At 65.1% G+C, this 24,444-nt stretch carries 31 protein-coding genes; 26 read left to right on the plus strand and 5 right to left on the minus strand.

Going from position 1 to position 24,444, the window contains the following annotated elements; genetic code table 11:
• Window positions 1-35: 35 nt before the first annotated feature.
• From JOF29_RS00760 to JOF29_RS00810, 11 genes are all read left to right on the plus strand, one after another.
• Window positions 36-1,379, plus strand: a complete 1,344-nt coding sequence (locus JOF29_RS00760; RefSeq protein WP_209692297.1) for a DNA/RNA non-specific endonuclease — start codon at window positions 36-38, stop codon at window positions 1,377-1,379.
• Window positions 1,372-1,785, plus strand: a complete 414-nt coding sequence (locus JOF29_RS00765) for a hypothetical protein (RefSeq protein WP_209692298.1) — start codon at window positions 1,372-1,374, stop codon at window positions 1,783-1,785. The genes JOF29_RS00760 and JOF29_RS00765 overlap by 8 nt, the downstream gene beginning before the upstream one ends.
• A gap of 26 nt (window positions 1,786-1,811) precedes the next feature.
• On the plus strand, window positions 1,812-2,216 hold the full coding sequence (locus JOF29_RS00770) for a hypothetical protein (RefSeq protein ID WP_209692299.1): 405 nt from the start codon (window positions 1,812-1,814) through the stop codon (window positions 2,214-2,216).
• Window positions 2,217-2,830: 614 nt separating this feature from the next.
• Window positions 2,831-3,967, plus strand: coding sequence for a hypothetical protein (locus JOF29_RS00775; protein ID WP_209692300.1), 1,137 nt, complete (start codon window positions 2,831-2,833; stop codon window positions 3,965-3,967).
• A 13-nt stretch (window positions 3,968-3,980) separates the two neighbouring features.
• A complete protein-coding gene (locus JOF29_RS00780; protein ID WP_209692301.1) occupies window positions 3,981-4,325 on the plus strand; it encodes a hypothetical protein in 345 nt (114 codons plus the stop codon).
• 83 nt (window positions 4,326-4,408) lie between these two features.
• A complete protein-coding gene (locus JOF29_RS00785) occupies window positions 4,409-4,729 on the plus strand; it encodes a hypothetical protein (RefSeq protein ID WP_209692302.1) in 321 nt (106 codons plus the stop codon).
• A gap of 73 nt (window positions 4,730-4,802) precedes the next feature.
• The gene (locus tag JOF29_RS00790; protein WP_209692303.1) at window positions 4,803-5,147 is read left to right on the plus strand and encodes a hypothetical protein; all 345 of its coding nucleotides are present in this window, start codon (window positions 4,803-4,805) and stop codon (window positions 5,145-5,147) included.
• A 10-nt stretch (window positions 5,148-5,157) separates the two neighbouring features.
• Window positions 5,158-5,487 carry a hypothetical protein gene (locus JOF29_RS00795; RefSeq protein WP_209692304.1) on the plus strand — a complete coding sequence of 110 codons (330 nt, stop codon included), beginning with the start codon at window positions 5,158-5,160 and terminating at the stop codon, window positions 5,485-5,487.
• Window positions 5,488-5,539: 52 nt separating this feature from the next.
• Entirely contained in the window at window positions 5,540-5,875 is a 336-nt protein-coding gene (locus tag JOF29_RS00800) for a hypothetical protein (RefSeq protein ID WP_209692305.1), read from the plus strand.
• Between the two features lie 41 nt (window positions 5,876-5,916).
• On the plus strand, window positions 5,917-6,261 hold the full coding sequence (locus JOF29_RS00805; protein ID WP_209692306.1) for a hypothetical protein: 345 nt from the start codon (window positions 5,917-5,919) through the stop codon (window positions 6,259-6,261).
• Between the two features lie 426 nt (window positions 6,262-6,687).
• On the plus strand, window positions 6,688-7,254 hold the full coding sequence (locus JOF29_RS00810; protein ID WP_209692307.1) for an HD domain-containing protein: 567 nt from the start codon (window positions 6,688-6,690) through the stop codon (window positions 7,252-7,254).
• 17 nt (window positions 7,255-7,271) lie between these two features.
• On the opposite strand, the gene JOF29_RS00815 is transcribed toward JOF29_RS00810, so the two are convergent.
• Window positions 7,272-7,739, minus strand: coding sequence for an NUDIX hydrolase (locus JOF29_RS00815; RefSeq protein ID WP_307863087.1), 468 nt, complete (start codon window positions 7,737-7,739; stop codon window positions 7,272-7,274).
• Window positions 7,726-8,505 carry a DUF5919 domain-containing protein gene (locus JOF29_RS00820; protein ID WP_209692308.1) on the minus strand — a complete coding sequence of 260 codons (780 nt, stop codon included), beginning with the start codon at window positions 8,503-8,505 and terminating at the stop codon, window positions 7,726-7,728. Before JOF29_RS00820 ends, JOF29_RS00815 begins: the two co-directional genes overlap by 14 nt.
• Window positions 8,506-8,600: 95 nt before the next feature.
• On the opposite strand from JOF29_RS00820, the gene JOF29_RS00825 reads away from it, so the two are divergent.
• The 15 genes from JOF29_RS00825 to JOF29_RS00895 all read left to right on the plus strand — a co-directional run bounded on the left by JOF29_RS00825 (window position 8,601) and on the right by JOF29_RS00895 (window position 21,516).
• Complete coding sequence (locus JOF29_RS00825; protein ID WP_209692309.1) at window positions 8,601-9,299, plus strand: haloacid dehalogenase-like hydrolase; 699 nt, start codon at window positions 8,601-8,603, stop codon at window positions 9,297-9,299.
• Between the two features lie 149 nt (window positions 9,300-9,448).
• Window positions 9,449-10,546 (plus strand): hypothetical protein, encoded by a 1,098-nt coding sequence (locus JOF29_RS00830; RefSeq protein WP_209692310.1) that lies wholly within the window; start codon window positions 9,449-9,451, stop codon window positions 10,544-10,546.
• Complete coding sequence (locus JOF29_RS00835) at window positions 10,543-12,594, plus strand: phosphoketolase family protein (RefSeq protein WP_209692311.1); 2,052 nt, start codon at window positions 10,543-10,545, stop codon at window positions 12,592-12,594. The genes JOF29_RS00830 and JOF29_RS00835 overlap by 4 nt, the downstream gene beginning before the upstream one ends.
• Window positions 12,591-13,661, plus strand: a complete 1,071-nt coding sequence (locus tag JOF29_RS00840) for an enolase C-terminal domain-like protein (protein ID WP_209692312.1) — start codon at window positions 12,591-12,593, stop codon at window positions 13,659-13,661. Before JOF29_RS00835 ends, JOF29_RS00840 begins: the two co-directional genes overlap by 4 nt.
• Window positions 13,643-14,086: a hypothetical protein gene (locus tag JOF29_RS00845; RefSeq protein WP_209692313.1), complete on the plus strand. Its 444-nt coding sequence runs from the start codon at window positions 13,643-13,645 to the stop codon at window positions 14,084-14,086. The genes JOF29_RS00840 and JOF29_RS00845 overlap by 19 nt, the downstream gene beginning before the upstream one ends.
• Entirely contained in the window at window positions 14,086-14,751 is a 666-nt protein-coding gene (locus JOF29_RS00850) for an HAD family hydrolase (RefSeq protein WP_209692314.1), read from the plus strand. Before JOF29_RS00845 ends, JOF29_RS00850 begins: the two co-directional genes overlap by 1 nt.
• Window positions 14,654-15,547, plus strand: coding sequence for a class I SAM-dependent methyltransferase (locus JOF29_RS00855; protein ID WP_372446219.1), 894 nt, complete (start codon window positions 14,654-14,656; stop codon window positions 15,545-15,547). Before JOF29_RS00850 ends, JOF29_RS00855 begins: the two co-directional genes overlap by 98 nt.
• On the plus strand, window positions 15,544-16,380 hold the full coding sequence (locus JOF29_RS00860) for a creatininase family protein (RefSeq protein WP_209692316.1): 837 nt from the start codon (window positions 15,544-15,546) through the stop codon (window positions 16,378-16,380). The genes JOF29_RS00855 and JOF29_RS00860 overlap by 4 nt, the downstream gene beginning before the upstream one ends.
• Entirely contained in the window at window positions 16,364-17,128 is a 765-nt protein-coding gene (locus JOF29_RS00865) for a phytanoyl-CoA dioxygenase family protein (RefSeq protein WP_209692317.1), read from the plus strand. Before JOF29_RS00860 ends, JOF29_RS00865 begins: the two co-directional genes overlap by 17 nt.
• 4 nt (window positions 17,129-17,132) lie before the next feature.
• The gene (locus JOF29_RS00870; protein WP_209692318.1) at window positions 17,133-17,783 is read left to right on the plus strand and encodes an L-threonylcarbamoyladenylate synthase; all 651 of its coding nucleotides are present in this window, start codon (window positions 17,133-17,135) and stop codon (window positions 17,781-17,783) included.
• Window positions 17,784-18,154: 371 nt separating this feature from the next.
• Window positions 18,155-18,403: a hypothetical protein gene (locus JOF29_RS00875; protein WP_209692319.1), complete on the plus strand. Its 249-nt coding sequence runs from the start codon at window positions 18,155-18,157 to the stop codon at window positions 18,401-18,403.
• Window positions 18,400-18,618, plus strand: coding sequence for a hypothetical protein (locus JOF29_RS00880; RefSeq protein ID WP_209692320.1), 219 nt, complete (start codon window positions 18,400-18,402; stop codon window positions 18,616-18,618). Before JOF29_RS00875 ends, JOF29_RS00880 begins: the two co-directional genes overlap by 4 nt.
• 318 nt (window positions 18,619-18,936) lie before the next feature.
• On the plus strand, window positions 18,937-19,938 hold the full coding sequence (locus JOF29_RS00885) for an Imm1 family immunity protein (protein WP_209692321.1): 1,002 nt from the start codon (window positions 18,937-18,939) through the stop codon (window positions 19,936-19,938).
• A gap of 322 nt (window positions 19,939-20,260) precedes the next feature.
• Window positions 20,261-20,938 (plus strand): HD domain-containing protein, encoded by a 678-nt coding sequence (locus tag JOF29_RS00890; RefSeq protein ID WP_209692322.1) that lies wholly within the window; start codon window positions 20,261-20,263, stop codon window positions 20,936-20,938.
• Between the two features lie 149 nt (window positions 20,939-21,087).
• Window positions 21,088-21,516, plus strand: a complete 429-nt coding sequence (locus tag JOF29_RS00895; protein WP_209692323.1) for an NADAR family protein — start codon at window positions 21,088-21,090, stop codon at window positions 21,514-21,516.
• 147 nt (window positions 21,517-21,663) lie between these two features.
• On the opposite strand, the gene JOF29_RS00900 is transcribed toward JOF29_RS00895, so the two are convergent.
• The 3 genes from JOF29_RS00900 to JOF29_RS00910 all read right to left on the minus strand — a co-directional run bounded on the left by JOF29_RS00900 (window position 21,664) and on the right by JOF29_RS00910 (window position 24,429).
• Window positions 21,664-22,293: a hypothetical protein gene (locus JOF29_RS00900; protein ID WP_209692324.1), complete on the minus strand. Its 630-nt coding sequence runs from the start codon at window positions 22,291-22,293 to the stop codon at window positions 21,664-21,666.
• Window positions 22,290-23,000: an N-6 DNA methylase gene (locus JOF29_RS00905; RefSeq protein WP_307863090.1), complete on the minus strand. Its 711-nt coding sequence runs from the start codon at window positions 22,998-23,000 to the stop codon at window positions 22,290-22,292. The genes JOF29_RS00900 and JOF29_RS00905 overlap by 4 nt, the downstream gene beginning before the upstream one ends.
• Before the next feature lie 124 nt (window positions 23,001-23,124).
• The gene (locus tag JOF29_RS00910) at window positions 23,125-24,429 is read right to left on the minus strand and encodes a ParM/StbA family protein (RefSeq protein WP_209692326.1); all 1,305 of its coding nucleotides are present in this window, start codon (window positions 24,427-24,429) and stop codon (window positions 23,125-23,127) included.
• Window positions 24,430-24,444 lie beyond the last annotated feature (15 nt).

Here is a 24,444-nt window from a genome sequence, read left to right on the forward strand (position 1 = left end):
CTGTTCGTGATGCCGCTGACCGGGTGCCTGCGAACATGCACGAAAAGATGCTTCAGAGCCCGGTCTTTACGCGCCTCGGCTGGGGGTCCGGTAACGATGCTGACTCCGATCGGGAGGGCGACGTCCGTAGTCGCGAGCCGAGGGAACAGGCGGTAGATCCTGAGGGACGTCAGGACGGGGGCGAGCCGGAGCTCGCGGATGGGTCCGAGCCAGCGACGCGGAACGGCGACGCGGCGACTCCCGATACCGAAATCCATGACGGATCTTCTTCCCCTGAGGAGCAAGCCGGAGGCGACTCCGCGAGCGGCAGTGAGGAGACCGCGGGCGCCGGTCCGGAGACGCCGGTCGTAGCCGACGCTCCGAACCAAGCAGACGAGATGGCGGCTACGCCCGAGGACAGGACCCTGGACTCCGAAGCCAGAGACGACCCGAAGAGCACAGAACCACGCTCCGACAGTGAGCTGGCCGACCAACGCAGCGTTGACGAAGCGGACACGGTTGCAACAGCTGGTGCCGATGAAGAGCAGCGACATCGGCTCGATGCTGCAGTCGACACCGAGTCGACGGTGCAGGGTGGTCGCGATGCCGCACTGCCAGATGGCGAGTCGCTCACGACGCTCCCCGATGAAAAAACTGTCGCAGAAGGCCCGAAGGAATCGGAGACTTCGCTGCTGGCGTCGGACGCCGATGCCTCGGCCGGGGTTCAGGGGGGCGGCGGCGGAAACTCCGACGCTACGATCCCATCGGTTCGCAGGCTGATCGAAGTTCCGCCGCCGCATTCGGAATCTGCTCCTGCCATGCCTTCGGACACTCCGGATCATTCGCATACAGCGCACGACGGAGACCATCCCCAGAAGGTCGCCGAGCTGCCCGGTGGCCCCATCAAGCTGTCCACATCGAACCGCGCAGACCGGAGGGCTCTGAACAAGCCAGCGGCCGACAGCACCATCGTGGTCGACGAAAAATTCACTTACCACACTGACGAGCATCGTCGGGTCATGAGCGCGTCCGCAACACTGACTGTGGTGGATCTCGATCACCCGCGGAATAACTACGCTCAGCGGACACTCGCCGGCAAGCTGCCCGGCGATCACGCCGGGCATCTTTTTGCGCGCATCTTCCAAGGACCCGGCCACAAGGTAAACCTGACGCCAATGGAAGGGATGCGCGTTAACAAGACAGAATTCGATACAATGGAAAGGGAATGGCGCCAAGCCATTCAACAAGGAAAAGAAGTCGAAGTTTTCGTGGAGCTGGATTACCCAGATGAAGGCCCGCGACCTGAATATATCTCCGTCGTATATAAGATAGATGGAAAGTCGTACACCAGAGACATCAAAAACACTCCAATGAAGCGAAAGGATGACTCCAGTGCTTGAGCAGAGCAGCGAACGACTCACCGAGATCGGTGCGGCCATGCTCCGCGCAGCTCCCCCAGGTTGGCGAGTCCTCCGACTCTCTGCTACCGGCGCGGCAGGCATGATCGGCACAGACCTTGAGATCGACATGGAGGACGGCTCCACGGACACCTCAAGCACCATTGAGCGTGCCGGACGTATCGCCTGCGACCGTCTCCGAGCAGAGATGTATCAACCCGGCAAAGGCACCTGGTACAACGCCAGTTTCAGCGTCGACCCGGACAGCCGAATCGAAGCCGAGTTCGACTACCATGGCCGGCCCTTCGGGGAACAGGCCACCGATGACCTCTTGCGAGAAGATCACGAGCTATACCCGCGTGACAACGAACTGCTGCCCAGTTGGCACCCCGCGAAGGCGCTCGGCTAACTGATCTGGTCGGAGGAAGAACACTGATGCCCAACATGATCATTCTGTCGCCCGACGTGGACGGGTTCGACCTGACCAAAGAGCACTTCGAGGTGTCAGTTGTCGAGGGCTTCGGGGCACAGGTCACCTCGCTCGTGTCGCCAGCAGGCGACGAATCCCCTGTCGACCTCGAGGCGCGGATCGATCGGCCGGGTGAGCCAGCGTTCCAGATCTTCCACTTCCGCACCCGCGACGGCATCGCCACCGACGGTACAGATGAACAGGCGATCGAGGTCATGCTGTGGGTTCGGTCAATTCTGCCTGACGATCCCGGTGGACGTATCTGGGCTGTCGACGAGGCCTACAACGGACACGTAGAGCTCAGCTCAGGGATGACCGAAGGCGACATTGAGGTGGGCTGGGTCGATCACGCCGTCAATCCACCCGAGTAGTTGCAGGCTCACGGGAATGCACACGATGACTGTGCCTGGACGGTGGCATCGATATGTCCGCCGGGTGCTGAGAAGCGCGGGGAAATAACCCTATGGATCGACCACGCAGGCCAGAACCCATCGAACCGGACGACTCTTCGGACCAGACATCCAGCTCTGACGTTCCGGTCGAGCGGCCCATCCCGGACGCTGTCGATCGCCAGCCAGACCTCGGCGGCTCTAGGCCGCAGGAACCCACCGATCGCGGGGACCGAACTATCGACGAGCGCCCCACACCCCCTGCCAAGTCAAGCACGGACACACCTGCCTCGCGCCTGAACGAGCCTCAGGCAGATCGGCCGGATGAACCCTCGACCCGGCCGGCTCATGATGCTGCAGACGCCGCCAACCAGCAAGGTCGACGTGAGGCATCGCCGGAGGGTGACTCAACACCGACTCTCCCGGCTTCTGCTGACCGGCTGCCCGCAGACCTGCGCGCAAAAATGCTCGAGCACCCGGCATTTACACGCCTCGGCAGGGGATCCGACGACCAGACTGAGCCGGGTGGTGATGTTCAGAACGGAGTCGTCCCTGACGATCAGGTAGCGGTCCGGACAGTTGAGGTCGACGACCGTGTGCCACAGGAGCAGCCCGGCGTCGACGTTAATGAGCATGCCGCTAATAGCGACGCGAAGGATGATCCGCCGGCGGACGTCGAGGCGGTGGACGTAGCCGCAGTCGCAGATCGGCCAGAGATACCGGAAGGGTCGAACCTTGCCGGCTCAGGCGATGTCCCGGAACCCGTCACTGAGGACGGCATGCCAGAGGCGCCGTCGACAGAGGCATCAAGGCGCCCGGATGACTCGAAGCCGGGCACAGATCTTGGGAACTCACCTAGCGAGACCTTGGTCGCCGATGCGCCCGAGACCGTTGATCAGAGCACTCCCACCGAACTTCCCAGGGCAGGCTCCGCAGAACGCCTGGCCGAGCATGACAAGCACTGGCACACGGCCGAGGCCAATCTCCCACCTGGGCCGCTGCCTGATTCCGGCAAAAACCTCGATCCCGAGGTCATCAAGTCGCTGGACCCCGATGTCCGGCTCCTACTCGAATACGAAGGCGCGGCCGAGTACATCGACAAGAACGTGGAAGCGCGCCCTTGGCTCGAACCGGCCATGGATGCCTCGCCGGCGGTGCAAAGAATCTTCGCCGCAATCGACCAAGGGGCAGGCCATGCCCATATCCGCCACGGCCCGATGGGTACCGACCAGATGTACGCCGATCGTGTCGCCTATCTCAACGACCCCGCGCAGACCGACATCGCCAAGCGCGAGGCAGGAATTGATGGCCTGAACCCGACTCAGAAGCATTATTGCGATGTGGAGGCCACGCGCATTCACGACGTGACAGCGTTCGTCACCGCCTTCGCTGCGGCGGTCAAACTCCCCGAAATCCAGGAAGCACTTGCCACACCGGTTGGCCCGGCGATCGAATCGCCAGACGCGATAAGGGTGCCGATTGCGGAACTCCTTGGCGATGAGGGGCATAAGTACTGCTCGGGCTATCGACTCGAAGGCGAAGATGCACGGAAGGTCCGCAAGGAGTGGCTGAAGGCACGCGCGCTCGGCGAAGACCTTACCGATTTAGCTGAACCTAGGGCGATCCCCATCGAAACGTTCGAGGGTGGAGAAATAGTAGTTAGATTCAAGTCGAACGGCACGGCGTACGAGATCAGCACCATGTTCGTCGAACCGCCATCAGTCGATAAGTAGGAGGAAGCTGCAAATGCCGCAGATCGATAGGTACTGGCTCGATGATAAATCCGTTCCGTTTGGTACATTTCTGAGGTATATGGAGAAGTATTACCATCCGGAGATTCGCAACGACAACTATGATGCCCTGGTTGCTAGAGCGAGATTAAGTGATCCGAGCGATGTTGGTTTGGCTACCTTCAAGTCGGAACTCGGCAGTTTATTGAAAGGTAACCGAGAGGGAATCCATCGTCTGGCGATTGTGACAGCGGCTGGGTATGACGACTGGGACACTGACGACGAGTTTCTCGCGTGGCTGTGGCATGAGCTCTATCCAAGTGAACCAGTACCGACGTCCGCCGTTTCTGAGTCAGACTGAGCTGTATCCCGCCGAGCCTATGCCGGAGCCGACCTGAAAGTCGCATCTCATATTGGAGGTGTTGGAAGGAGTGCCGTTAATTGGTGAAGTCATATTGGCTGGATGACCACTCCGTGCCATTTGCAACGTTCCTTGCAATTATTCAGACCTACTACCATCCCGAAGCTCGAAATGACAACTTCGAAGAGCTGGTCGAGTGGGCGCGGGCTGGGCGAGGTGGGGAGAAGATGGCGGTCTTCAAGGCGGAACTGGCCCGCCTGGTCCAGGGCGAACGAGAAGGACTTCGACTCGGCGCGATTGAGGCGGCAGCGGAGTATGACGACTGGAGTTCCGACGAGGAGTTCCTGGACTGGCTGTGGCAAGAGTTGTATCCGGGCGAGCCTGTTCCCGGGCGCCACGCCTGAGCGTCGCCGCCTGGACCTGGCCAGTCACGGTGGCTGAACCGCCAGTAGTCGACCAGTAGAGGGTGAGTTAGAGATGCCATTGATCGAGAGGTATTGGCTCAAAGATCGTTCAGTTCCGTTCGGTAGGTTCTTGAATTTTATGGAGATTTACTACCATCCCGAGATTTACTACGATAACTACGAGTCCTTGGTGGCTCGGGCGAAGCTTGGGGACCCGGCGGATGCCAGTATGGCGGCCTTTAAGGAGGAATTCACCAGGTTGCTGAAGGGTGACCGGGAGGGGCTTCATCCACTGGCGATTGCGACAGCGGCGGAGTATGACGACTGGAAGACCGACACCGAGTTTCTCGAATGGCTGTGGAGCGATCTTTATCCGAGCGAACCAGCACCGACCTCCACTGTGACTGAGTCGGATTGAGTGGGGTTCGATGGCCGGAACGATTGAATTTGGCGGCAGTGAGCGCTGGGACGGCCCGCAATGGGTTTTCAACTTTGTGATGAGCTATCTTGTGACCGCATTGGAGGGTGAGTCGATCGCTGCAGAGTTCCGTGAGATCGATGAGGAAAATGTTGGTTTCCTGAATATTGGCACGCTCGATACCGCTCTGCGGATCAGGATCTTGACGATGATCCACGAGAGTCTCGTCGCTGATGGGGATACTCGGCTTCCGGAAGATCTGCCAGGGCGAGCGGGAGGTATCGGGCAACTCCAAGAAGTAGCCGATTCGGCAGGTTCTGCCTTACGATCCAATCGATAGCCTCAGCGCGGGGCCTTGGAGTACCTGAGTTCGGAATGTCAGGATCGGGAACGTGGCTGGAACGATCGAGCTGACGGCAGGGACTAGATGGTCTGTCCCTTCCTGGGCCTTCAATGTGGCGGTTGAGTACCTTATCGAGAAGCTTGCCGATGATCCGGCCGTCGAGGTGCTCAAGGAAATTGACGAGAACAACCTGGGTTGGGTTGGCGTGGATCGGTTCGAGGACGCCCAGCGCGTCCAGATCTTGACTCTGCTGCGCGACGGACTCCTGCCCTATGCCGAGCAGCGGGCAGCTCTCGATCCCGCCGATCCCGCGAGCGGCATCGGTCATCTGCGTGAGCTTTCGGAGTTGGCGGGCTCGACGCTGGGAAGTACATCGCGAGGCTGACTAGTCTGTCTAGCGTCCCTTCGTCGCCCGAGGAGCTCCACGTGGCCGACACCGGCGAGTACTGGTTGAAGCACGGCGATGCGCCGTTCGCCACTTTTCTGGCGGTGGTGCAGACCCATCTTCACTCTGAAGCCGACCCGGACAACCTCGCAGCCCTGAAGCGACGGGTGCAGGAGGATCGCCCTGAAGACACAGAGTTGCAGACCTTCCAGGCGGAGTTGTCGCAGCTGCTGACGGGCGAACGGCAAGGCTTAACAACTGACGCAATCAGTCTTGCGGCCGACGGTGACGGCTGGGACATCGATGACGAGTTTCTCGGGTGGCTGTGGAATGAGCTTTATCCAAGCGAACCATTGCCGGCGTCCGCCGTGACTGAGCCGGAGTAAGCAGCCACCGGGCGCGCCAAGCGGTCGGCCCGCGGCGATAGCTCTGAAAGGCCACCGCCCGGCCTCGGTGTTCTCCGAGCCTCCCAAGCGGGGCTATCTGAGATACCGCTCCCAGCGGTCCGTCTGCACTGTTGCGACGTCCGTACGTGCCGCCTCGAGGAGGACGCCAACTTTCTGGATCAGCTCTGCTGCCTTATCCAGATGGCCACGGACCTCTTCGGCTACTAGCTCGGGGTCAATCCCGAGATCTATGAACACGTCCTCGGGTCAGCGATCCTGGCCTTGTCCATCACGTTCGGGACCTTCCAATGTCTAGCGTGGCTCGAGTTTCAGCGCCTGCGATGTGGCCGCCGATCAACGTTGCAGTCGCCCTGCTTGTCACCGTATCCTCATTCCCGCGCACTGCTGCCGACGTATCCTCCCGGGGTGACGACAACACTCGGACATGCGTACGAGGTGGCAGAAGCACTGCTGAGTGAGAGCCTGCCGCGGAGGTGGGCGCACACGCAGGGGGTGGCGACCTGCGCCAAGCAGCTCGCCCCTCTCGTGGGCGACAGGGCTGAGGCGCTGGAGGCGGCTGCTGTGCTGCACGACGTCGGGTATGCGCCGCCGCTGGTCGTCACGGGCTTCCATCCACTCGACGGTGCACGTCATCTGCGGACGCTCGGCGTGGTCGACGATCGAGTCGCGCGCTTGGTGGCGAACCATTCGTTCGCGCTGATGGAGGCCGAGGAGCGCGGGTTGCGGGCAGAGCTGGCCGACGAGTTCCCGTTGCTTGACGATCTTCTGTTGGTGGACGCGTTGGTGTACTGCGACATGACCACGACACCGACTGGCGGGCGTACGACGTCGGATGAGCGGGTGGCCGAGATCCTGGGACGCTACGGCGAGGACAGTGTCGTCGGGCGGTTCATCCGCCGGGCCGCACCTGAGATCCACGAGAGCGTGGGTCGGGTGCGGGCTGCGGCGACCGAGCTGGGCGTGGTGCTCTGAGTAGCTATCTCAGGTGACTATCCCAGGTAGGGGTAGGTGCCGGCCAGGTAGTCGCCGATCTGCTGGCGCATGCTGGGGTGGATATCGTAGTCGTCGAGATCGTCGGGCCGGACGAAACGGACGCCGTCGGCTTCGTCGTTGATGGTGGGTTCGCCGCCGATGGGGCGGCCGATGTAGGTGTTCTCGTATTGCTGGCGGATCTCACCGTCGGTGTAGGCGACGATGTGGTGCGGGTTGGTGTAGACGCCAAGGAATCCGGTGATCTCGGCGACGATGCCGGTTTCTTCCTCGCATTCGCGCACCGCGCACTGGGCTGCGGTCTCCCCGATGTCCTGGGCACCTCCGGGCAGGGCCCATTGGCCGGTGTCGCGGCGCCGTTGCAGGAGGATCTCGCCTTCATCGTTCACGACCAGCATGTTGCTGGCGGGAATCAGGGTGTTGGCCTTGGGAGCCTCGGGGTCGTTGTAGTACTCAATTCTGCCCACTGCGGCGGTACTCCTTGTTGTCGGTGTTGTCGGGCGTCCAGTGGCGCGCGGTCTTCCAGACCGCTTCGAAGCTCTCGTCGTACCGGTCGAACCATTCTGCGTTGGCGGTGCGGCGGAGCTGGAAGAGCGGGTTTGCGCTGGCCGGCTGTCCCCAGATGTGAGGGTTGACCAGGAGGTGGTCGTCGTAGCGGAAGATCGAGTTGTACAGCGTCGTGTCGTGCAACCGGATCTCGCAGCCCGGGTGACCGACGAGGGGGCGGTAGTAGGTGAGCGAAGCCCTGATCTTGGCGGCCAGGGAGTCGCCGATGCCTTCCTCGTGGCCACGGATGCGTACGGCTTCTCCCGTCGGATCGCCGAAGCACAGCCGCACTCGCACCCCGGCCTGCGCGCGGTCCTGGAGCATGCGCGCGACGTGGGGGTTGGACTGGGCGAAGAAGGTGCCCGAAAAGACCAGGACATCGATCTGTTTCATCGCCCCTAACAGCAGGGAGATCCAGACGTCGCGGGGGACGCTCGCGCGGTTCGGGTACGTGTCCGCGATCTCGGACTGAGGGGAACCGAAGCGTGACGTCTTTTGGTCTGCCTCTGGCCACAGGTACGTCTCGTCCACACGGAGCAGATTGGCGATGGTCCAGCGATGCCGACGGTGGGGAACCCGGCCGCTGATCCAGCGACTGGCCGTCTTGGGGTCGACGGCGCAGGCTATCGCCATCTCCTCTACTTCCAATCCGCGTTGTACGAGTGCGGAGCGCAGTCGCTCGTTCACTCAGGTAAGCCAACCGGACCGCCCCGCCTACCGCAAGGGCCTCTTCCGACATCGCGCTGAAACGCTGAACCTGCGCGTGTGCTTACGCTGGCGGTGTGCCACTCATCGTGCTCTGGGACATCGACCACACGCTGATCGAGAACTCCGGTGTCAGCAAGGAGATCTACGCGGCGGCCTTCGCAGCGGTCGCCGGCCATGCGCCCCTCCAACCGGCCCGTACGGAAGGCCGGACCGACCGCTTGATCCTCGCCGAGATGTTCCGGGACCACGGGATGGAACCACCGGCTTGGGAGCGCATCGTGCTCGCCTTGGAGGCTGCGGGTGTCGGGCGTGAAGCGGACCTCGCGGCGCGCGGTCGTGCACTTCCCGGCGTGCATGAAGCTCTCGCCGCGGTGGCAGTGGAGCCGGGCATGGTCTCCTCAGTGCTGACCGGGAACATCGCGGCCAACGCCGGTGTGAAGCTGCGGGCCTTTGGGCTCGATGTGCTCCTGGATATGGAGTGCGGGGCGTACGGAGAGCACTCGGAGGACCGTGCCGCCCTCGTGAAGGTGGCCCGAGAGCACATTCAGCAGGCCCATGGTCTTCCGCACGACACCCCCGTCGTGCTCATCGGGGACACCCCTCGCGACGTTCAGGCCGCCCACGACTCCGATGCTCATGTCATCGCGGTGGCATCTGGCATCCATAGCGTCGCCGAGCTGCGGGCAGCCGGGGCGCCTGTTGTGCTTGCTGACCTGCGGGATGTCTCTGCTCTGGTAAGTCATCTGCGTTCGCTGGCGCACGTCAGCGACTGAAAACATCCCAGGACGTCCCGGAGAGATCCCAGGACGGCGTTCGGCGTCCTCGCGTTCCACGGCAGTCTCTACGTGTCGTCTGCGACTGACTCCTCCACGGGCCGCGGACGCACCCATCCCCCTCCGGCTGACTGGGACGGAGCACGCGCATGACGGCACTACTGAGTGGACACTCCAGCACAACCTCCACGCTCGGGGAGGTGGAACGGCTCGCGGCCAAGTACCGCGTGCCCCTCGAGGACGCGCTGCTCATCGCGGTCAACCTGCGCGGCATCAACTCCGATCTGCCGCGCCACCGGGCACGCGTCCGGGTCCGACTGGCGAGCGCCCCATCGGTGCCCTGGCAGCTCATTGTTCCCCTGAACGTCACGGGTTCCCCGTTCCGGCTCAAGGGCGAGCACCTCACGCTGGGCGGCGCACCGGTTGGAACTGTCGAGCGTATTGAGGCGGACGAGGCGGTCGGCGGGTACTTCCGCGACGGCGGCGCGGCGCTCACGCTCAACCCGAATGCGCGCAGCCGTTGTGTGGGGTGCGCCTTCTGCCCCAACACCCTGGAGGCTGCGGCTGATCCTCGTCTCTCGGAGGAGCGGGACCTGCGGGAGCTCTTTGCGGCGTTGCGTGAGCAGCATCCTCGCCGCGACCTGGCGGAGCTGCGCGAGGTGACCGTTTCGACCGGGTGCTTCGAGCGGCAGGCGGCGGCGGTGCAGCATCTGCGTACTCTGCGGACCGTGCTCAGCGGGCATCGCGTGAACGCGCGCATCGGGTTCTTGACGTCGGTGTTGAGGTCCGAGGAGGCGTTCGATCAACTCGCTACCTATGTTGCTCCCTTCGTCCTGCGGCTGACAGCGGAGTGCTTTACCCGCCGGGATCTGTTACTGAAGGCCAGCAAGGCCGTCCTCGTCGCATCAGAGATGCCAGGAGTGCTCCGCCGTGCGCTGGCCGCCGGTCACGGCACCTCGTTCACCTACATCGTGGGGTTGGACGAACTCTCAGCGCTGCAGGCGGGCGTCGGTGCGCTGGCCCCGTACGTCACCGAGTTCCCCAATTTCCAGGTCTACCAGGCCCATAACTCGGTCATGGCGGGCCTGCGTACCTCCGGAGCCCAGGACCTGGAGCACTACCTCCAGGCACGCGTGGTGATCGAGGACATCATGGGTTCGTCTGGTCTGCGACCCGCCGCATGGGAGTGCTACCGGCCCCTGTGGTACTTCACCTTCGCCGGTGAGCCCTTGGTTGGCGTGCGGTGACCGAGACCGCCGTTCTGGCCGATGCTCTGTGGCGGGCGACCGTCTACGCATCCGTCTGCCAGTTGCACCTGCGGGACAACGTCCTGCTCGCGGAGTCGCTGGTCGCCGACCATGTGAAGGAACGCCCCTCCGGGCACTGGGGCACCGTGCCCGGCACCGCGTGGGCGTTGTCCCACGTCGTGCTCGCTGCCGGGCACCCGGACCGGCGGGTGGAGCTGGTACCGCTCCTGGGCGCGGGACACGCTGGCGTCGTCCAGCTCGCCGCGGCCTGGGTGACCGGGGAACTAGGGAAGGTGCGGTCGCGGTTCGGCCCGGATGCGGATGGCCTGCGGCAGCTGGCCCAGACGTTCCCGGACGTGGACGGCCTCGGGTCTGAGGTCTCGCCTGCTCTGCCCGCCGGCGGCTTCCTGGGTGGTCGGCTCGGGGGCTGCCTTCCCTTCGCCCAGGGCGCTGCCCTCGACGCCCCGGACAGGGTTGTCGTGCCCATCATCGGGGACGGTGAGTGCGAGACCCCCACGACCGCCGCGAGCTGGCTGGGGCAGAGAGCCCTTCCCGATGCCTCGGTCCTGCCCATCGTGCATGTCAACGGCTTCCGCATGGGTCAGCAGTCGCTGCTCGGTGCGATGAACGACGAAGAACTGTGTGCGTACTTCGGTGGCCTGGGCTGGGCTGCCGAGGTGGTCCATGTCGTGACGGGGACTCCGCACGAGCACAGCACCTTCCAGACGGCATTGTGGAACGCGCTGGAGGAGACGCGCGCGGGGCGGCGGACCGTGCTGATCCTGCGCTGCGTGAAAGGATGGGGCGGCCCCGCATCGCTAGGAGACCGTGCGCTGCTGGGCACCCCCGACCTGCACAAGACGCCGCTGGTCAGCCCACGTACCGACCCGGATCAGCTCACGGGACTGGAACATTGGCTCGCCTCCTACCGGCCTGCGGATCTCTTCGGCCGGGACGGTCGTCCTCGCGGTGCACTCGCCGAGGCAGTGGCCACGGTTCGCTGGTGCTCCTTCGCTCCCGTCAAGTCCCTAGGCGCGGAGAAGCGAGCCTCGGCGTACCGGCGGGTGAGCACATTCACCGAGGCGGTCACCGACGTCGTCAAGCAGCACGCCACACGCGGGGACTTCTGCGTCCTCAGCCCGGACGAGCTGTCCTCCAACCGACTCCCGGATCTCGTCGGCCAGCGCTGGACGCACGAACTCCTCGCGGAGGAAGTGCTGTTGGAGTGGCTTGCCGGTTGGACTGCCAGCGGGCGCCGAGGGCTGATGGTCTCGTACGAAGCGTTTGCTCCGCTGCTCACCAGCGGCTTGGTGAGCCACATCAAGCAGCGGCGCATGGTCGGCGCGAGAGAGTTGCCCAGCCTCAACCTCCTGCTCACGTCCTACGGCTGGCACAACGTCCACAGCCACGGGGACCCGTCTCTTGCGACCACGCTCCTTGGCTTGTGCGTTCCTGCGGTGCGCGTGCTGACGCCGGCCGATCCGGCACGCACCGCCGCCGTCCTGGACGAGGCGTTCGACTCGGTCGCCAGGGTCAACCTCGTTGTCGCGGGCAAGCACTCTCGCACCGCACATCCCGCGGACACGATCAAGGAGGAATGCGAGCGGGGCCTCGCGATCTGGCCGCAGCTGAGCGACGACGAAGAGCCCGACCTCACGGTCGTCACAGCGGGCGATATCCCGGCTGCCGTCGCCGCCGATGCGGTGGGCTACCTGCGGGAACGGCACGGCTACCGCATCCGCGTGGTGAACCTGCTCGATCTGACCGTCCTCGGCTCCGCCCAGCTGTGGCCGCGCGGGCTCAGCGCCCAGGAGATCGACCACTACTTCGGTGCCCACGCCGCTGTCCTCGTTCTCACCCTCGGCCACGCCGCCGCTGTCTGGAGCCTCCTGGCCGGCCGGCTCGACCGCCCCGTCGATGTCATCGGCTGGCAAGAACAACCCGGCCCCATGCCCCAGCGGCTGCTTGCCCACACCCTTGGCATGGACCGGGCAGGCGTGGAGCGGGCAGCCGGGCTCCTGCTCGCGACCCGCAAGGTGGTCCGATGACCTCCTTCACCATCGAACGGCTGGAGGTCACCGAGGTACGCGACGGCGTCGGCCCGGGGGACGACGCCCTCTTCGTCATAGTTCACGCTGCGGGAGAGGCTGGCTGTTACGGCCCGGTCAGCGAGCGGATCGGGGTCTACGCAAGAGACACGCTGGCGTCCGTAGTGCAGGGGAACCATGCCGCAGACCACCATGGCCTGCTCAACCGACTGCGGCAGGCTGCTCGCATCGCACCCTCCGACATCGCGTCGTGGGCGGTCGGCGCGGTCGACTGCGCAACGTGGGACCTCCACGGTCGCCTCACCGGGTGCTCTGTCGCAGATCTCCTCGCGACCGGGACGCCGCAGCCATCCGTGGCGGCCTATGCCTCGTGGCTCTCCCAGAACCTCACCACCTGCGAGGACCTGGATGTGGTTCGCGGAGTCGCAGCGGGTGGCTGGCGGTTCACCAAGTGGGGACTTCGCGGAGCCTCGATGAACCCCATTGGCGAGACCGCTGGGCGAATGGCACGAGCTGTGGAGCGTTGCTCCGAGGCCATCGGCGCGCCTGTCGCTGTCGACGCCGTCGGCACCTGGTCACCAGCTGTGGCCATGGCCTTCGCGCGGAGCATCGACGTCGCCTGCCTGCGGTGGCTGGAGGACCCGCTGCCGCACCACGACCTGGATGTCTACGGACTCGTCACCGCCACAGGACTGCCTCTGGCCGTCGGCGAGCGTATGCATTGCGACGAAGATCCCGCCGGCCTCATCCAGTACGTCCGTCCGAGCGCGCTGACTCTCGACGTCGTCGGCTGCGGCGGGCTCACCCGCGCGACGCAGATCCTCGATCTGGCCCAAGCCCAGGCTGTCCCTGTGTGCCCGCACGGTCGCTCGATCGTACCCGGCCTCCACCTCGCGGCAGCCTTCCCCGACGCGGTGCCGGCCGTTGAGTACCGGCTCCAGTGGGAGCCTCGACGCCAGCGCCTGTACGACGTTCCATTTCGCCTCGAGCACGGACGCATCGGCCTGCCGGACGCCCCTGGTCTCGGCATGATCCCGAGGAGCACCACATGCCCAGCACATCGCTGAACCTCCCCGTGACCGGCACAGTCAGCCACGGCCCGGACGGACCGCTGCTGGTCCTCTCCGAGCGCCTCGACGGACAGAACACCTTCCTCAAGGGCCGCCTCGACGTGGGAAGCTCGTCGGTTGCCGTCCGCATCCTGACCCTGGACGACGTCACTGTGCTGCGTCCGGTGGACCACTCCGCCGTTCCCGACCTGGACGCAGGGTGGCAGGGGACGCTCCACCTGCCACACGGTCTGCGACCGCGACCCATTCCGCCTGACCTGCAGGAGGTGGCCGCAGAGGAGGGGCGATCCCTGGAGGCGCTGGACGAGGCGGAACTGCGCTACGTCTTGACCTTCCTGTCCGAGTCCACGACCACCGTCATCCGGCAGGCACGCGTCGAAGCCATCGTCTCCGCCCTGCCGACGACCACAGAGAAGCCCTGATGACCACCGAACCATCGCTCCTGGTAACGGTCGACGTCGGCGGAACCCTCGGCACCGCCGACGGCCCCGGCCTGACGATGCGACTGACCGAAGCCTCCCCGTTGCCCGCGGCTCAGGCGCGGGCGGTCATGCGGGCCAGTCTCCATACCCAGCCAGCGCTCACTGACGCCGTGGTGGCAGGTGTCTGCGAGGCGTTGGAGATACCATCGGACGCCTTCCCCCGCGACCTTGCCCCGGCCCCGTTCCTTCTCTTTCCCGGCACCACGGAGGCCCTGCGCCGGATCAGTGCAGTGGCGAGGGTGGTCACGCTGTCCAACGTCACCTGCGTTGACGCCGACACCGAGGGGCTGCGCAGCCTGCTCTCCCCATGGGTGAGCGACTTCTTCCCCTCCTGCCGCATAGGCCACACCAAGCCGGACCCGCGCGCCTTCCACGCCGTCGCCGACCAACTCGGTATCGGCCCCGACCGTGTGATCCACGTCGGCGACGACTGGACCTGCGACATCGTGGGAGCCGTGGAATCGGGCTGCGGGGCTGTCTGGATATCCCGCGGCCGCCAAGTCCCCGATGAAACATTGGTCGTTGACAACAGTGTGCTCGTCGCCGCCGACCTGGCGGCAGCCGCTACGCACATCGAACAACTCGCAGCAGGGAACGTCACATGAGCCTCTTCACCGGTACCACCTCGTACTACCGCCAATTCCGCCCCGGCATCCCCGAGGATGTCGCAGCGGCACTCGACCGCGCCGCTTCCACACGCACCGACGGCCCCCGCCGACTCCTGGACCTCGGCACCGGGACCGGCTTGGTGGCCGAGGGCCCCTGCTCGACCGCTTCGGCGACATCATCGCCGTCGATAACGACGCCGACATGCTCGCCGCGGCCGAGTCGGCGCTGCGACCGCAGCTCCCCGAGGGCTCCAGCTTGTCCCTTGTCCAGAGCACGGCCGAGGACTTCACCCCACCTGCTGGCTGGCAGGCCGAACTCGTCACCATCTGCCGGGCGTTCCACTGGCTCGACCAAGCCGCCGTCCTGACCCTCCTCGACGAGCAGGTTGCTCCCGACGGGGTAGTCGCGATCTTCGGAGACAACAGCTTCTGGGTCGCCGGCAGCCCCTGGAAGGAAGCCGTCCGGGATGTGGTGAAGAGCTTCCTCGGGGAGGAGCGGCGCGCGGGGGCCGGCACCTTCCAGCACCACAACCGCCCCTACAGCGAGATCATGGAGGAATCGCCCTTCAACGAGGTCGAGGAAGTCCGCGTCCCCGTCCACCGCACCTGGACCGCCGAGAGCATCCTCGGCTACCTCTACTCCACGTCCTTCGCCGCTCCCCACCTCTTCGGCGACCGGTTGAAGGAGTTCGAGGCCGCAGTGAAGAACCGGCTGACCGACTTCAGCGCCAGCGACATCTTCCCCGAGGAGAACGAATTCCTCATCCGCCTCGGACGGCGGGGCAGGAAATGACGGCCGACGGCGAAGCGCGGTCGTACGGCAGACTGACGGCCCCACGCGTCACGTCCGAGCTGAGCGAACAGTCGATCCTCTGCCTGCCGGTCGGGTCCCTGGAACAGCACGGCCCGCACCTACCGCTCAATACCGACACAGTCATCGCCGAGCGCTTCGCCGCCCGACTGGCCACGCACGTCGCGGACCGGCACGACCTCTGGGTCGCACCACCCGTGCCCTACGGGCTCTCCCCGGAGCACGCGTGGGCGCCCGGCACCATCACCTTGAACATCGCGCTCTACACCTCCCTGATCGAGACGCTCGTGGGGGAGTACGTCCGCTCCACACCGGCACGGGCGATCCTCATCATCAACGGCCATGGCGGCAACAAGGGCGTCCTGGAGGCCCTCATGCACCAGCTCCAGCGCACGCACGACGTGGCCACCTGCGTGGTCAACCCCGGCTCCCTCGCCGCCAGTCAGCTCCAGGCCGCCGGCGAATTCCCCGAGGTTCACGCCGGCATCCGCGAGACCTCCCTCATGCTCGCCCTCGCCCCCGACCACGTACGGCTGGATCTCCTCCCCAACGGGTCCATCCCCGGCCCCGGCCAGCGGGAGGAGATCCAGCGCCTCGTCCTCGGCCGCGGCGCCACCTGGCCCTGGTCATCCGACAACCCCGCGATCTCCACGCACGGCGTCATCGGCGGCGACCCGCGCCACGCCACCGCCAAGCACGGCCAGACCCTCGTCACCGCTGCCCTACACACCTGCGCAGACGTCCTCGACAGGCTCGCCCCACCCACACCGCACGAACCGACCGACTTACGGAGGGCCCATGAGTCTCACAGCTGAGGAGAAGGCGACCTTCAAACGGGACGGCGTCCTCATACGACGCGGGCTGGCAGCCCCCGACCTGGTCAAGCGAGCCGTCTCTCTGATCGACGCGTCGTACCGCAAGAACATGACCGCGGACGACATACCCGCGTACTCCCGGCGCACCTTCGCCCCCGAACTGGGAGACAGCACAGAGCTGCTCTCCCTGTACACGGAAACCGGCGCGACTGGGCTCGCCGACGATCTACTCGGCGACGCCGCCCCGGTCACGACCTCCCAGATCCAGATTCGCGTGCCCGAACGCGAGTTCCCCGGCTTGCAACCGGAGAAGGCCATGCACGTCGACGGCGTCTCCTGCCCGCACCTGGACCCGCGCGAACTGCGTACATTCTCCCTGCTCGTTGGCGTCGTCCTGTCCAACATCAGCGACCCGCAGTGCGGGGCCCTGCACTATCTCCCCGGTGGGCACCTCGCCATGGCCCGCTGGTTCGCCGACCAGTGGTCACTCGGAATGACGGAGCAGGTTGCGCCGGAGATCGACCGGGAACGCGGGACTCCGTTCCTCGGCATGCCTGGGGACGTCCTGCTGATGCACCACCTCGTTCCTCACACGGTCGCCCAGAACCTGATGCCCTTCCCCAGGGTGATGGCGTACTTCCGCGTCTCCCACCCAGACCACGCGAGCCGTCGCCTCGAAGCCCTTCGCGACCCCTGGCTCGACTACCCGCCCCTCACGGATGTCCCCGCGCCTACCTTCCAGGAGTAGCACCATGCGCACGATTCACCCCGGCGAACTCGACACCGCAGCCCGTGCCATCGAGGCCGGAGAGCTCGTCATCCTCCCCACCAACCGCTGGTACATGATCTGCGCCAACGCCAGCAACGCGGACGCCTCCGGCAGCATCTTCACAGGTAAGCGGCGCCCCAGCGGCAAGTCCCTCGCCTACGTCGTCCCCTCACTCGCCATCTGCGAGCAGCACTTCCAACTCGGCGCCGAAGCACGGAAACTCGCCCAGCAGTTCTGGCCCGGTGACCTCGCACTCCTCCTGCCATGGCGAGACCCCGACGACGCCGCACGCCATGCCGCCGTCGGCTCGCCGGCCCTCACCACCATGGCGCCCGGAGTCCTCGGCGAACTGGCGGCACGGACCAAGGTCCCCGTCGCCGCGACGACGGCCAACATCTCCGGCGACGCGGGCCCGAACGACCGTGGTCCCGCCGTCACCCTCGACGAGGTCCACACCTTCCTCGCCGCCTCCGGCCTCGCAGTGTCCGTCATCGTCGACGGCGGGGTATGCCCCGCAGCCAACCACATGACGATCGTGGACTGCTTCACCCCGGAGGCCAAGCTCGTACGCACCGGCCTTGTCCACCAGCGGGCCATCACCGCGGCTCTTGGACGGGAAGTGCGGCCTTCCTGATGGACCTTGCCGAGCCACGTCGACCGAAGACGGATGGCGAGGCCCGGAGGCCGGCGGTCGAGCGGGACGGGGTCCATCGCCTGCATCACCGCCGCCAACACCTCCCCGACAGCACCTCTTCGGAGGTCCAGGTCGGTGGCGGATGAAACGGCCATCGACTCGTGAACGGTCAGCATCGGCGCGGCTGGTGGTCCCGGTTCGGTGCGTTGGTCCACGCCGCGATCACCGACGATGCCGACCTCGCCATCCCGGGGAATCGAGCACTTGGTTGTCTGCGGCGGTAGCCCGGTGGAGCTGCGCCACTGCCTGGCCGCCGCGATCGGGCACGAGGTCCTCATCGCCGATACCGACTGAGACGAGAGAAACGAACGATGACCATCCCCACCCTGAACCCCCGCCCTCCGCGCAAGGCGTTGCGCTGGCGGGCGTTGCGGCGCCTGCTGCGGATCCTGCGCGGACCCTGGGAGGTGGGCTACAACGCCGGCTGGGGCGAGGCGATGGAGTCGGCCGCCTGGACTGGTCATGACCTGGTGGACGTTGCCCAATTCACGGCGCCAGTGTGGGGTTGCTCGGGGGAACTGAGGATCACCAACGAGCTGACGCGACGTTCAGGCTCGTGACCGACGAGACGTGGTGGCTGGTGTACGTCCGCCGCTACGACGAGTTGCTTGAGGCTTTCGAGGTGATTGAGGTTCGGGTTGTCCCGACCGGCTTGGCCGACGCGTACGCCGACGTCTTCCGGTTGCGCTATCCCGACGATGACGTTCGGGCACGGGAGGCGACTGACTACGAGAGAGCCTATCCACCCGATAAGCCGTATGACATGGGCGGCTGAGCGCGGTCCACAAATCTGGCCGAGACCGGCATTCAACCTCTGGCGCTTGGATCGCCGCGCAGTGCCGATCTCGGTCTCAGCGGCGGGATCCTCGGTCCCGAGGTCGAGGACCCCCGCCACATGAAGCCAGTGGGCGAATGCCCCACAGCGAGCGGTACCCACCCGCTGTTCCAGCTACAGATAGGGAGCATCCGTGAACACCCTTGAGTATCGGGTCGACACCTGCCTGCCTGCGGCCATTGACCCTGGGGAGCCTGGAACCCCCTGTGGCAGAAGAGTAAGACGCATGACCGGGGGCGCTGTGCTGAAGGGGATTTCATGACGTGGACGATCAGACCCGTTGCTGAGCGCGAGCTGTGGAACTTCATCCCGCAGATGTGGGTTGGTCCGCTCTGCCTACTTGGCGGGTGGGGGCATGGCGACGTCGAAGCGGTCCTGGGGCCGACGAACCCGACGTACCGCCACGAGAAGATGTTTCAGGCAACTTTTCCTTTGCATGGCGTAACGACCTACTACGAGGATGACATCCTCCAAGCGGTTGCCATCGACGCACTCGCCGGCCCCCGCGTGAGGTTCGTCGACCAAGTCGAGTTGACCGGTAGGGCGCCGTCGGAGGTAGACGCATGGTTCCTGGAGCACTTCACAGAAAGCTCCCGGATCAATCAGGACGGTGAGATCGCCAACGACCAACTTGGATTGGTGGTTCGCACGCAGCGGGCAGGAGACATCCTGCTGACACGGCCGGTCTTCGTTTCACGCCGCTGGGCCGACGGGTGCGGAGATACTCAGGAGAGCTCGGTGCCTGAGATCAACTACGACCGCCACGTCTTCGGCTGGCGCGGGCCGGAGCCTGTGCTGACCGCGACCTATGCGGTAGGAGGCAAGGTTGTCAAAGGCCAGCGGGTTCCGACGCCGGAGGATCTCCGGGAGTTGTTTGACGAGATTGCGTCCGGGCCGCGGCCAATCGATCTCGACCTCTGGCGACATGATGGCCCGGCGATGATGGAAGTCCACCTCGGCCGCCAATTCAGTTCGCTTCGGTTCTACGATTGGGGTGCGGGCGGCAACGAACGCGGCGAGCCGTTCTACTCTGTCGGTACGCTCGACGATCCGGCGGACGCCGAGGGTGACTTCGACGGCTTGTCTGCCGAGATCCGGCCGGACAGTGCAATCCGCGATGCAGAGGCCCGGTTTGCCGCATCGGTGTTCCTCCTTACAGGTAGTCGGCCTCACAACATCACCTGGACGGTTCGAGCGTGGGAAGAGCTTTGGCACTCGACCGGTGACGAAGACGAAGGCTCAATCAATCGACTGGGCTGACGAGGACCCCGAAGCCACCTGCGGACACGGCCATAACGGGCAACCAATCCGGCATGTTCGGTGACTTTCAGACCAGGACCTGCTTGTGTGCTTGCGATCTCGCCAGTTATTGCCATAAGCAACGACTGATCGGTGTGGAGCTCATCGGGCTGTGGTTCTTGTTTCTCTCGCGGTCACGAGACGGGACATGTGCGCTGCATCGCAGCGCCGGGGGAGTAGCGACCATCGAGTAGCTCGTTCCCACAAAGAATTGCGAGCACACACCATGAGCGCACTGCCCACTGACTTTCCGCAGGTCCCACTCAAACAGATGGATCCGTCGATGCTCGTCTTCGAGCTCGGCCGTGAGGTTCACCGACTCATGCCCGAGTCGAGCGAGCTCATCACCTCCGCCGCGACGATGGCTGCATTCCTGCACCGCCGGCAAACCAGGTTCGTTCGTGGTCGCCTGCCGTGGGTGCCGTACATCGAGCACCCACTTCGCGTCGCGCTACGGCTGATGCGATGGGGCGTTCGTGATCCAGAGGTCTTGGCCGCGGCTCTGCTGCATGACGTCGTAGAAGACTGCTCCGAAGAACTGCTTCGCATATTTGGTCGTCAAGACGAGACAGCGCCCGGATGCCTGGCCCGGCTCTTCGGCGATGGGACGGCACAGCACGTGCATCAGGTCACGAACCCTGCTGCTGTGGTCGACCTGGAGAGCTACCAGATCCACATGACGGCACTGGCCTGGTTGCGGACTCCGGCGGTCCTGATCAAGGCCAGCGATCTCAAAGACAATGCTGGATCGATCCCCTACCAGTTGGGATACGGGCAGGACGAGCGGATGCTGCGGCTACTTCGTAAGTACCTGCCATGCGTGCGCGAGGTTGCACGGGGCTTGAGTGCTATGGGGCAGGAGGCAACATCTGAGTTCGCTTGGTCTGCGGCCGCAGCCGACCTGTGCCGGCTCACGGCAGAGTTGGAAGAGCTGGCCGGCGGGCTTGGCATTGTGGTGTGAGCTGCCCGCTCCGATCGCGCCGGCCTCTTTGCAAGCCTCGCTCCAGTGATCCATCTGCCCTTCTGCGCACAGCGGTGCTCCTCAGGCATCAGCACAGCTGATTCGGGGGCGCCCTGCCAGACGAGTGGATACAACTTGGAGTGATAGCCGTGGGCCAGTTCGATCAGACACCCATGTTCACCGGAGAGCTCGCTTTCCTGTCCAACTTCGACCAGACACCGTTCCTCATGCCGCTCCTGGACGCCGAGGTTGCCTCGGCCGAGCACGCGTTCAACGCATTGAAGACCGTCGACGAAGACCAGCAGCATCACGTGCTCGAGGCGCCGACGCCGGGGGAGAGTAAGCGCCGCGGCCGCCGGGTGACGCTTCGGCCCGGTTGGGATGCTGGCGTGCGGATCTGGGCCATGCGGCAAGTGCTGACCGCTAAATTCGCGGTCCCTGCCCTTCGCTACCAACTCGTGCGTACCGAGGGCCGCGTGCTTGTGGAGACAAATCACTGGCACAACAGTACTGGGGTTCGTGCTTCTGCCCGAGGCATGAGCAGACTCCCGGTACGAATATGCTCGGCGAGCTGCTGATGGTCCTCCGCGCTCGTTACAGCTGACATTCCCGATTTCACCCGAAGAAGCCCTCCCGGTGCAGAGTTCATGCTCTGCATCGGGAGGGCTTCTCTTTTGCCCAACTCTGGCCCTACACCTTCGCGGTCAGCGGTACCGGAGTGCTGGTCATCGGTCTTCACAAGGACGCCGCGAGCAGGTGCTGGTGACCTCGAGTTCGCCGCCGGACTTGCGCAGGCGCAGGAGCACTGCGAGCTCATCTCGCCAAGGTTGCTCGGGGACGACCCAGATTGCCGTGTCGTAGCCGTGTGACCAGACCTGGCCGGTGCGCTCGACGGCACACCAGCGTGGCCGTTCGCGGCCGAGTTCCTCGTCGAAGTAGAGCGGCCCGTCGACGTACTGCGTCCAGGCGACCTGTGCTCCCGGCTGCATCGGCTTCTGCTCGTACGGCTTCGGGTTCTTTGTCGGGCGCCACTTCCAGCGCTTGGCGGCGTCCCGGATCCAGGCCGGCGTTGTCTGGCGCCAGGAGAACCGCGGACCCGTCTTGAAGTAGGCGGTCAACGGGGTGTGCACCATGCCGAGCTTGCGTCCATGGATCTCGGCCATGTGGGCGTCGAACAGCGGTGGCTCGTTCGTGGTGAAGTCGCAAGAGATAGGGATCGCGCGCCCGGCGCCGTCGACCCACCGGCCCCGGCCGGCGACATCAGACTCGGCTGCGGCGAGTTGTTCTCTGGTGGCGTCCGAGACCAGGACGTCACGGCTCAGGTGGCACGAGGCCTTGAAGTCTCGCCTCGTCACGAGCGGGCCTGCGCTGTGCACTGTGGCGGTGTCGCGCCGAGCAGCGTCTGGAGCTCTCTCACAGCGTCGGTCCAGCGAAGCTTCCAGCCCCATCCACCGAGGACGTGCGCCGGGGTCGGCCAGCTGTCGAACGTCTCGAGGGTGAGGGTGTTCCTGCGGTGCACGACCGCGGGGATGTGGAGCAGCGACAGGTGGACGTAGGCCATGTGTACGGCCTGGGGAGCGATGTCTTCTGCCGTCACATGCAACTGGGTCTGGGGGTTCAGCCCGGTGCTTTGCATCTCCTGCGACACGGCGACGATGAAGGCGGCTGCTCCACATGTCGGCTCGTAGAGCCTGGCGAATCCGCAGGTCCTCACTGAGTCGGCAAGCGTCTCGATGTGCATCCCAGCCATGAGCCGGGCAACGTCGTAGGGGGTGAAGAACTGGCCGAGTCGGTCGTTGCCCAAGGCCAGCTCCATGTAGAGGCGTCCGAGTACGTCGCAGGGCTCGGCACCCATCGCCTTCACGACGAGCGCGAGGGCGTGCCCGAAGCGGTCCAGCTCCTCGCGGTCGTAGCGTCCCGCCGTACGCAGGTACTGCTCTTCGCGCTCATCGCGCCCCCGGAGATCCACTGCGTTGCGGAAGGCGAGCGCCGACATCTCGACGAAGTCGTCGAACACCTCCGTCATCCGCTTTGCGCCGGCGTTCGCCTGAAGCAGCTTCACGATCTGCCCGTAATCCTTCACAGGGCAGGCCCTCTCGCGGAACCGGGCAGGACCGGTCGAGCACGCCGCGGGCTGACAGTCGGTGCCACCGGGACCATTGCCGGGTAGCTGACCTGAGCGGACATCACACGGCCATCTCGTCGTTCGTCTCGCTCTGTGCCATGCTGCCGAGCTCGACGTGGCGCGCTGCGATGTACATCCCCTCGCGGTTGAGGTGCCGTGAGTAGCTCGAGTCGAGATACAGCACCGGAATGTCGCCGGCCACCTGCAGGAGTGCGGGGTGCAGCAACTCGCGGACCGGTCCAGCGCCGCCGCCGTAGACGTAGACGACCTCGGTCGTCGCGCCGGCCTGAGACAGAACGTCACCGAAAGCCGAGACGATCTCATCGACCAGGTACTTCGCTTCATCGGTCACGAACCCGGCAGCCCGCTCGTGCCGACCCTTCTGCAGCATTGAGGGCTCGCCCTGGAGAAAGTCCGCGAGCTGCTTTCGCGACGTGAACTGCAATGAGGAATCCGACTCGCTCATGCGTTCCATGGCGTTCATGAGCGCGGAGCCATAGCCCTGCTCGAGCGTGAAGGCTGCCTCGGGGTTGAACCTGCCGTCGGTGAAAACCGGGAAGTTGACCGTGCCCTCGCCGACATCGACGCCGATGGTGTTGCGGACCGCCACCAGGTGGGTAGCGGTGACGTCCTTGGCGAGGTGACCCTGGCGGCCGCGGAGATCGTCGAGAAGTGCCTGCGCGAGCGGCTCGCCCTTGTCGGTGATGGCGAACTGGGCCGACGCGCCTTCGGCCATGACCTGGACGTCGACGAACTCGAGACGAACCGATACCGGCGTCGAGAAGTTCTTGATCGTCACCAGGTGCACCACCGGCGCGGCGGTGCCAGCAGCGCCCATGAACTCGGCGGCGTAGGTGTGGCGGCGCGCGACGAACTCAGAAATGGGCAGAGCCAGACCAGCGCGAATCCTCACACGCAGTTCGCGGTCTGGAAGCGCGCCCGTCGCGCGAACGTGGTCGCGCAGTGCCTTGGCTGCGAAGACGCCGAGCACGAGCACCTTGGCGAGTTCCTGGTCGACCTTGCTGTGCTTGCCCAGGACCTCGAACTCGGTGAACTTCGACCCGCGCGCGTGGAGCGACGAGCGACCGAAGATGCGGCGGTCGCTGGCGGCGATCAGGGGAGTAGTCATCGTGCAGTCGAGCCGGTTGTAGAAATCATCGCCTGCCTTTGCGGCGTCATCGCCGAGCACCTCGGCGGCGGTCGCGTCCGGGAGCGGCACCTTCGGGTTCTGACGGGTCGTCGACACGACCGCTGACGGGAGGTCGATCTCGTCGAAGACGCCGGTCTCTGTGTTGCGAATAACGCCCTTCACGTAGCCGTTGCCAACGTCGATACCGCCGGTAAGGGTAATGGTCTCTGCGCTCATGTCTGGATCCTTCTT

This window comes from Kribbella aluminosa, from assembly GCF_017876295.1.
GTDB lineage: Bacteria > Actinomycetota > Actinomycetes > Propionibacteriales > Kribbellaceae > Kribbella > Kribbella aluminosa.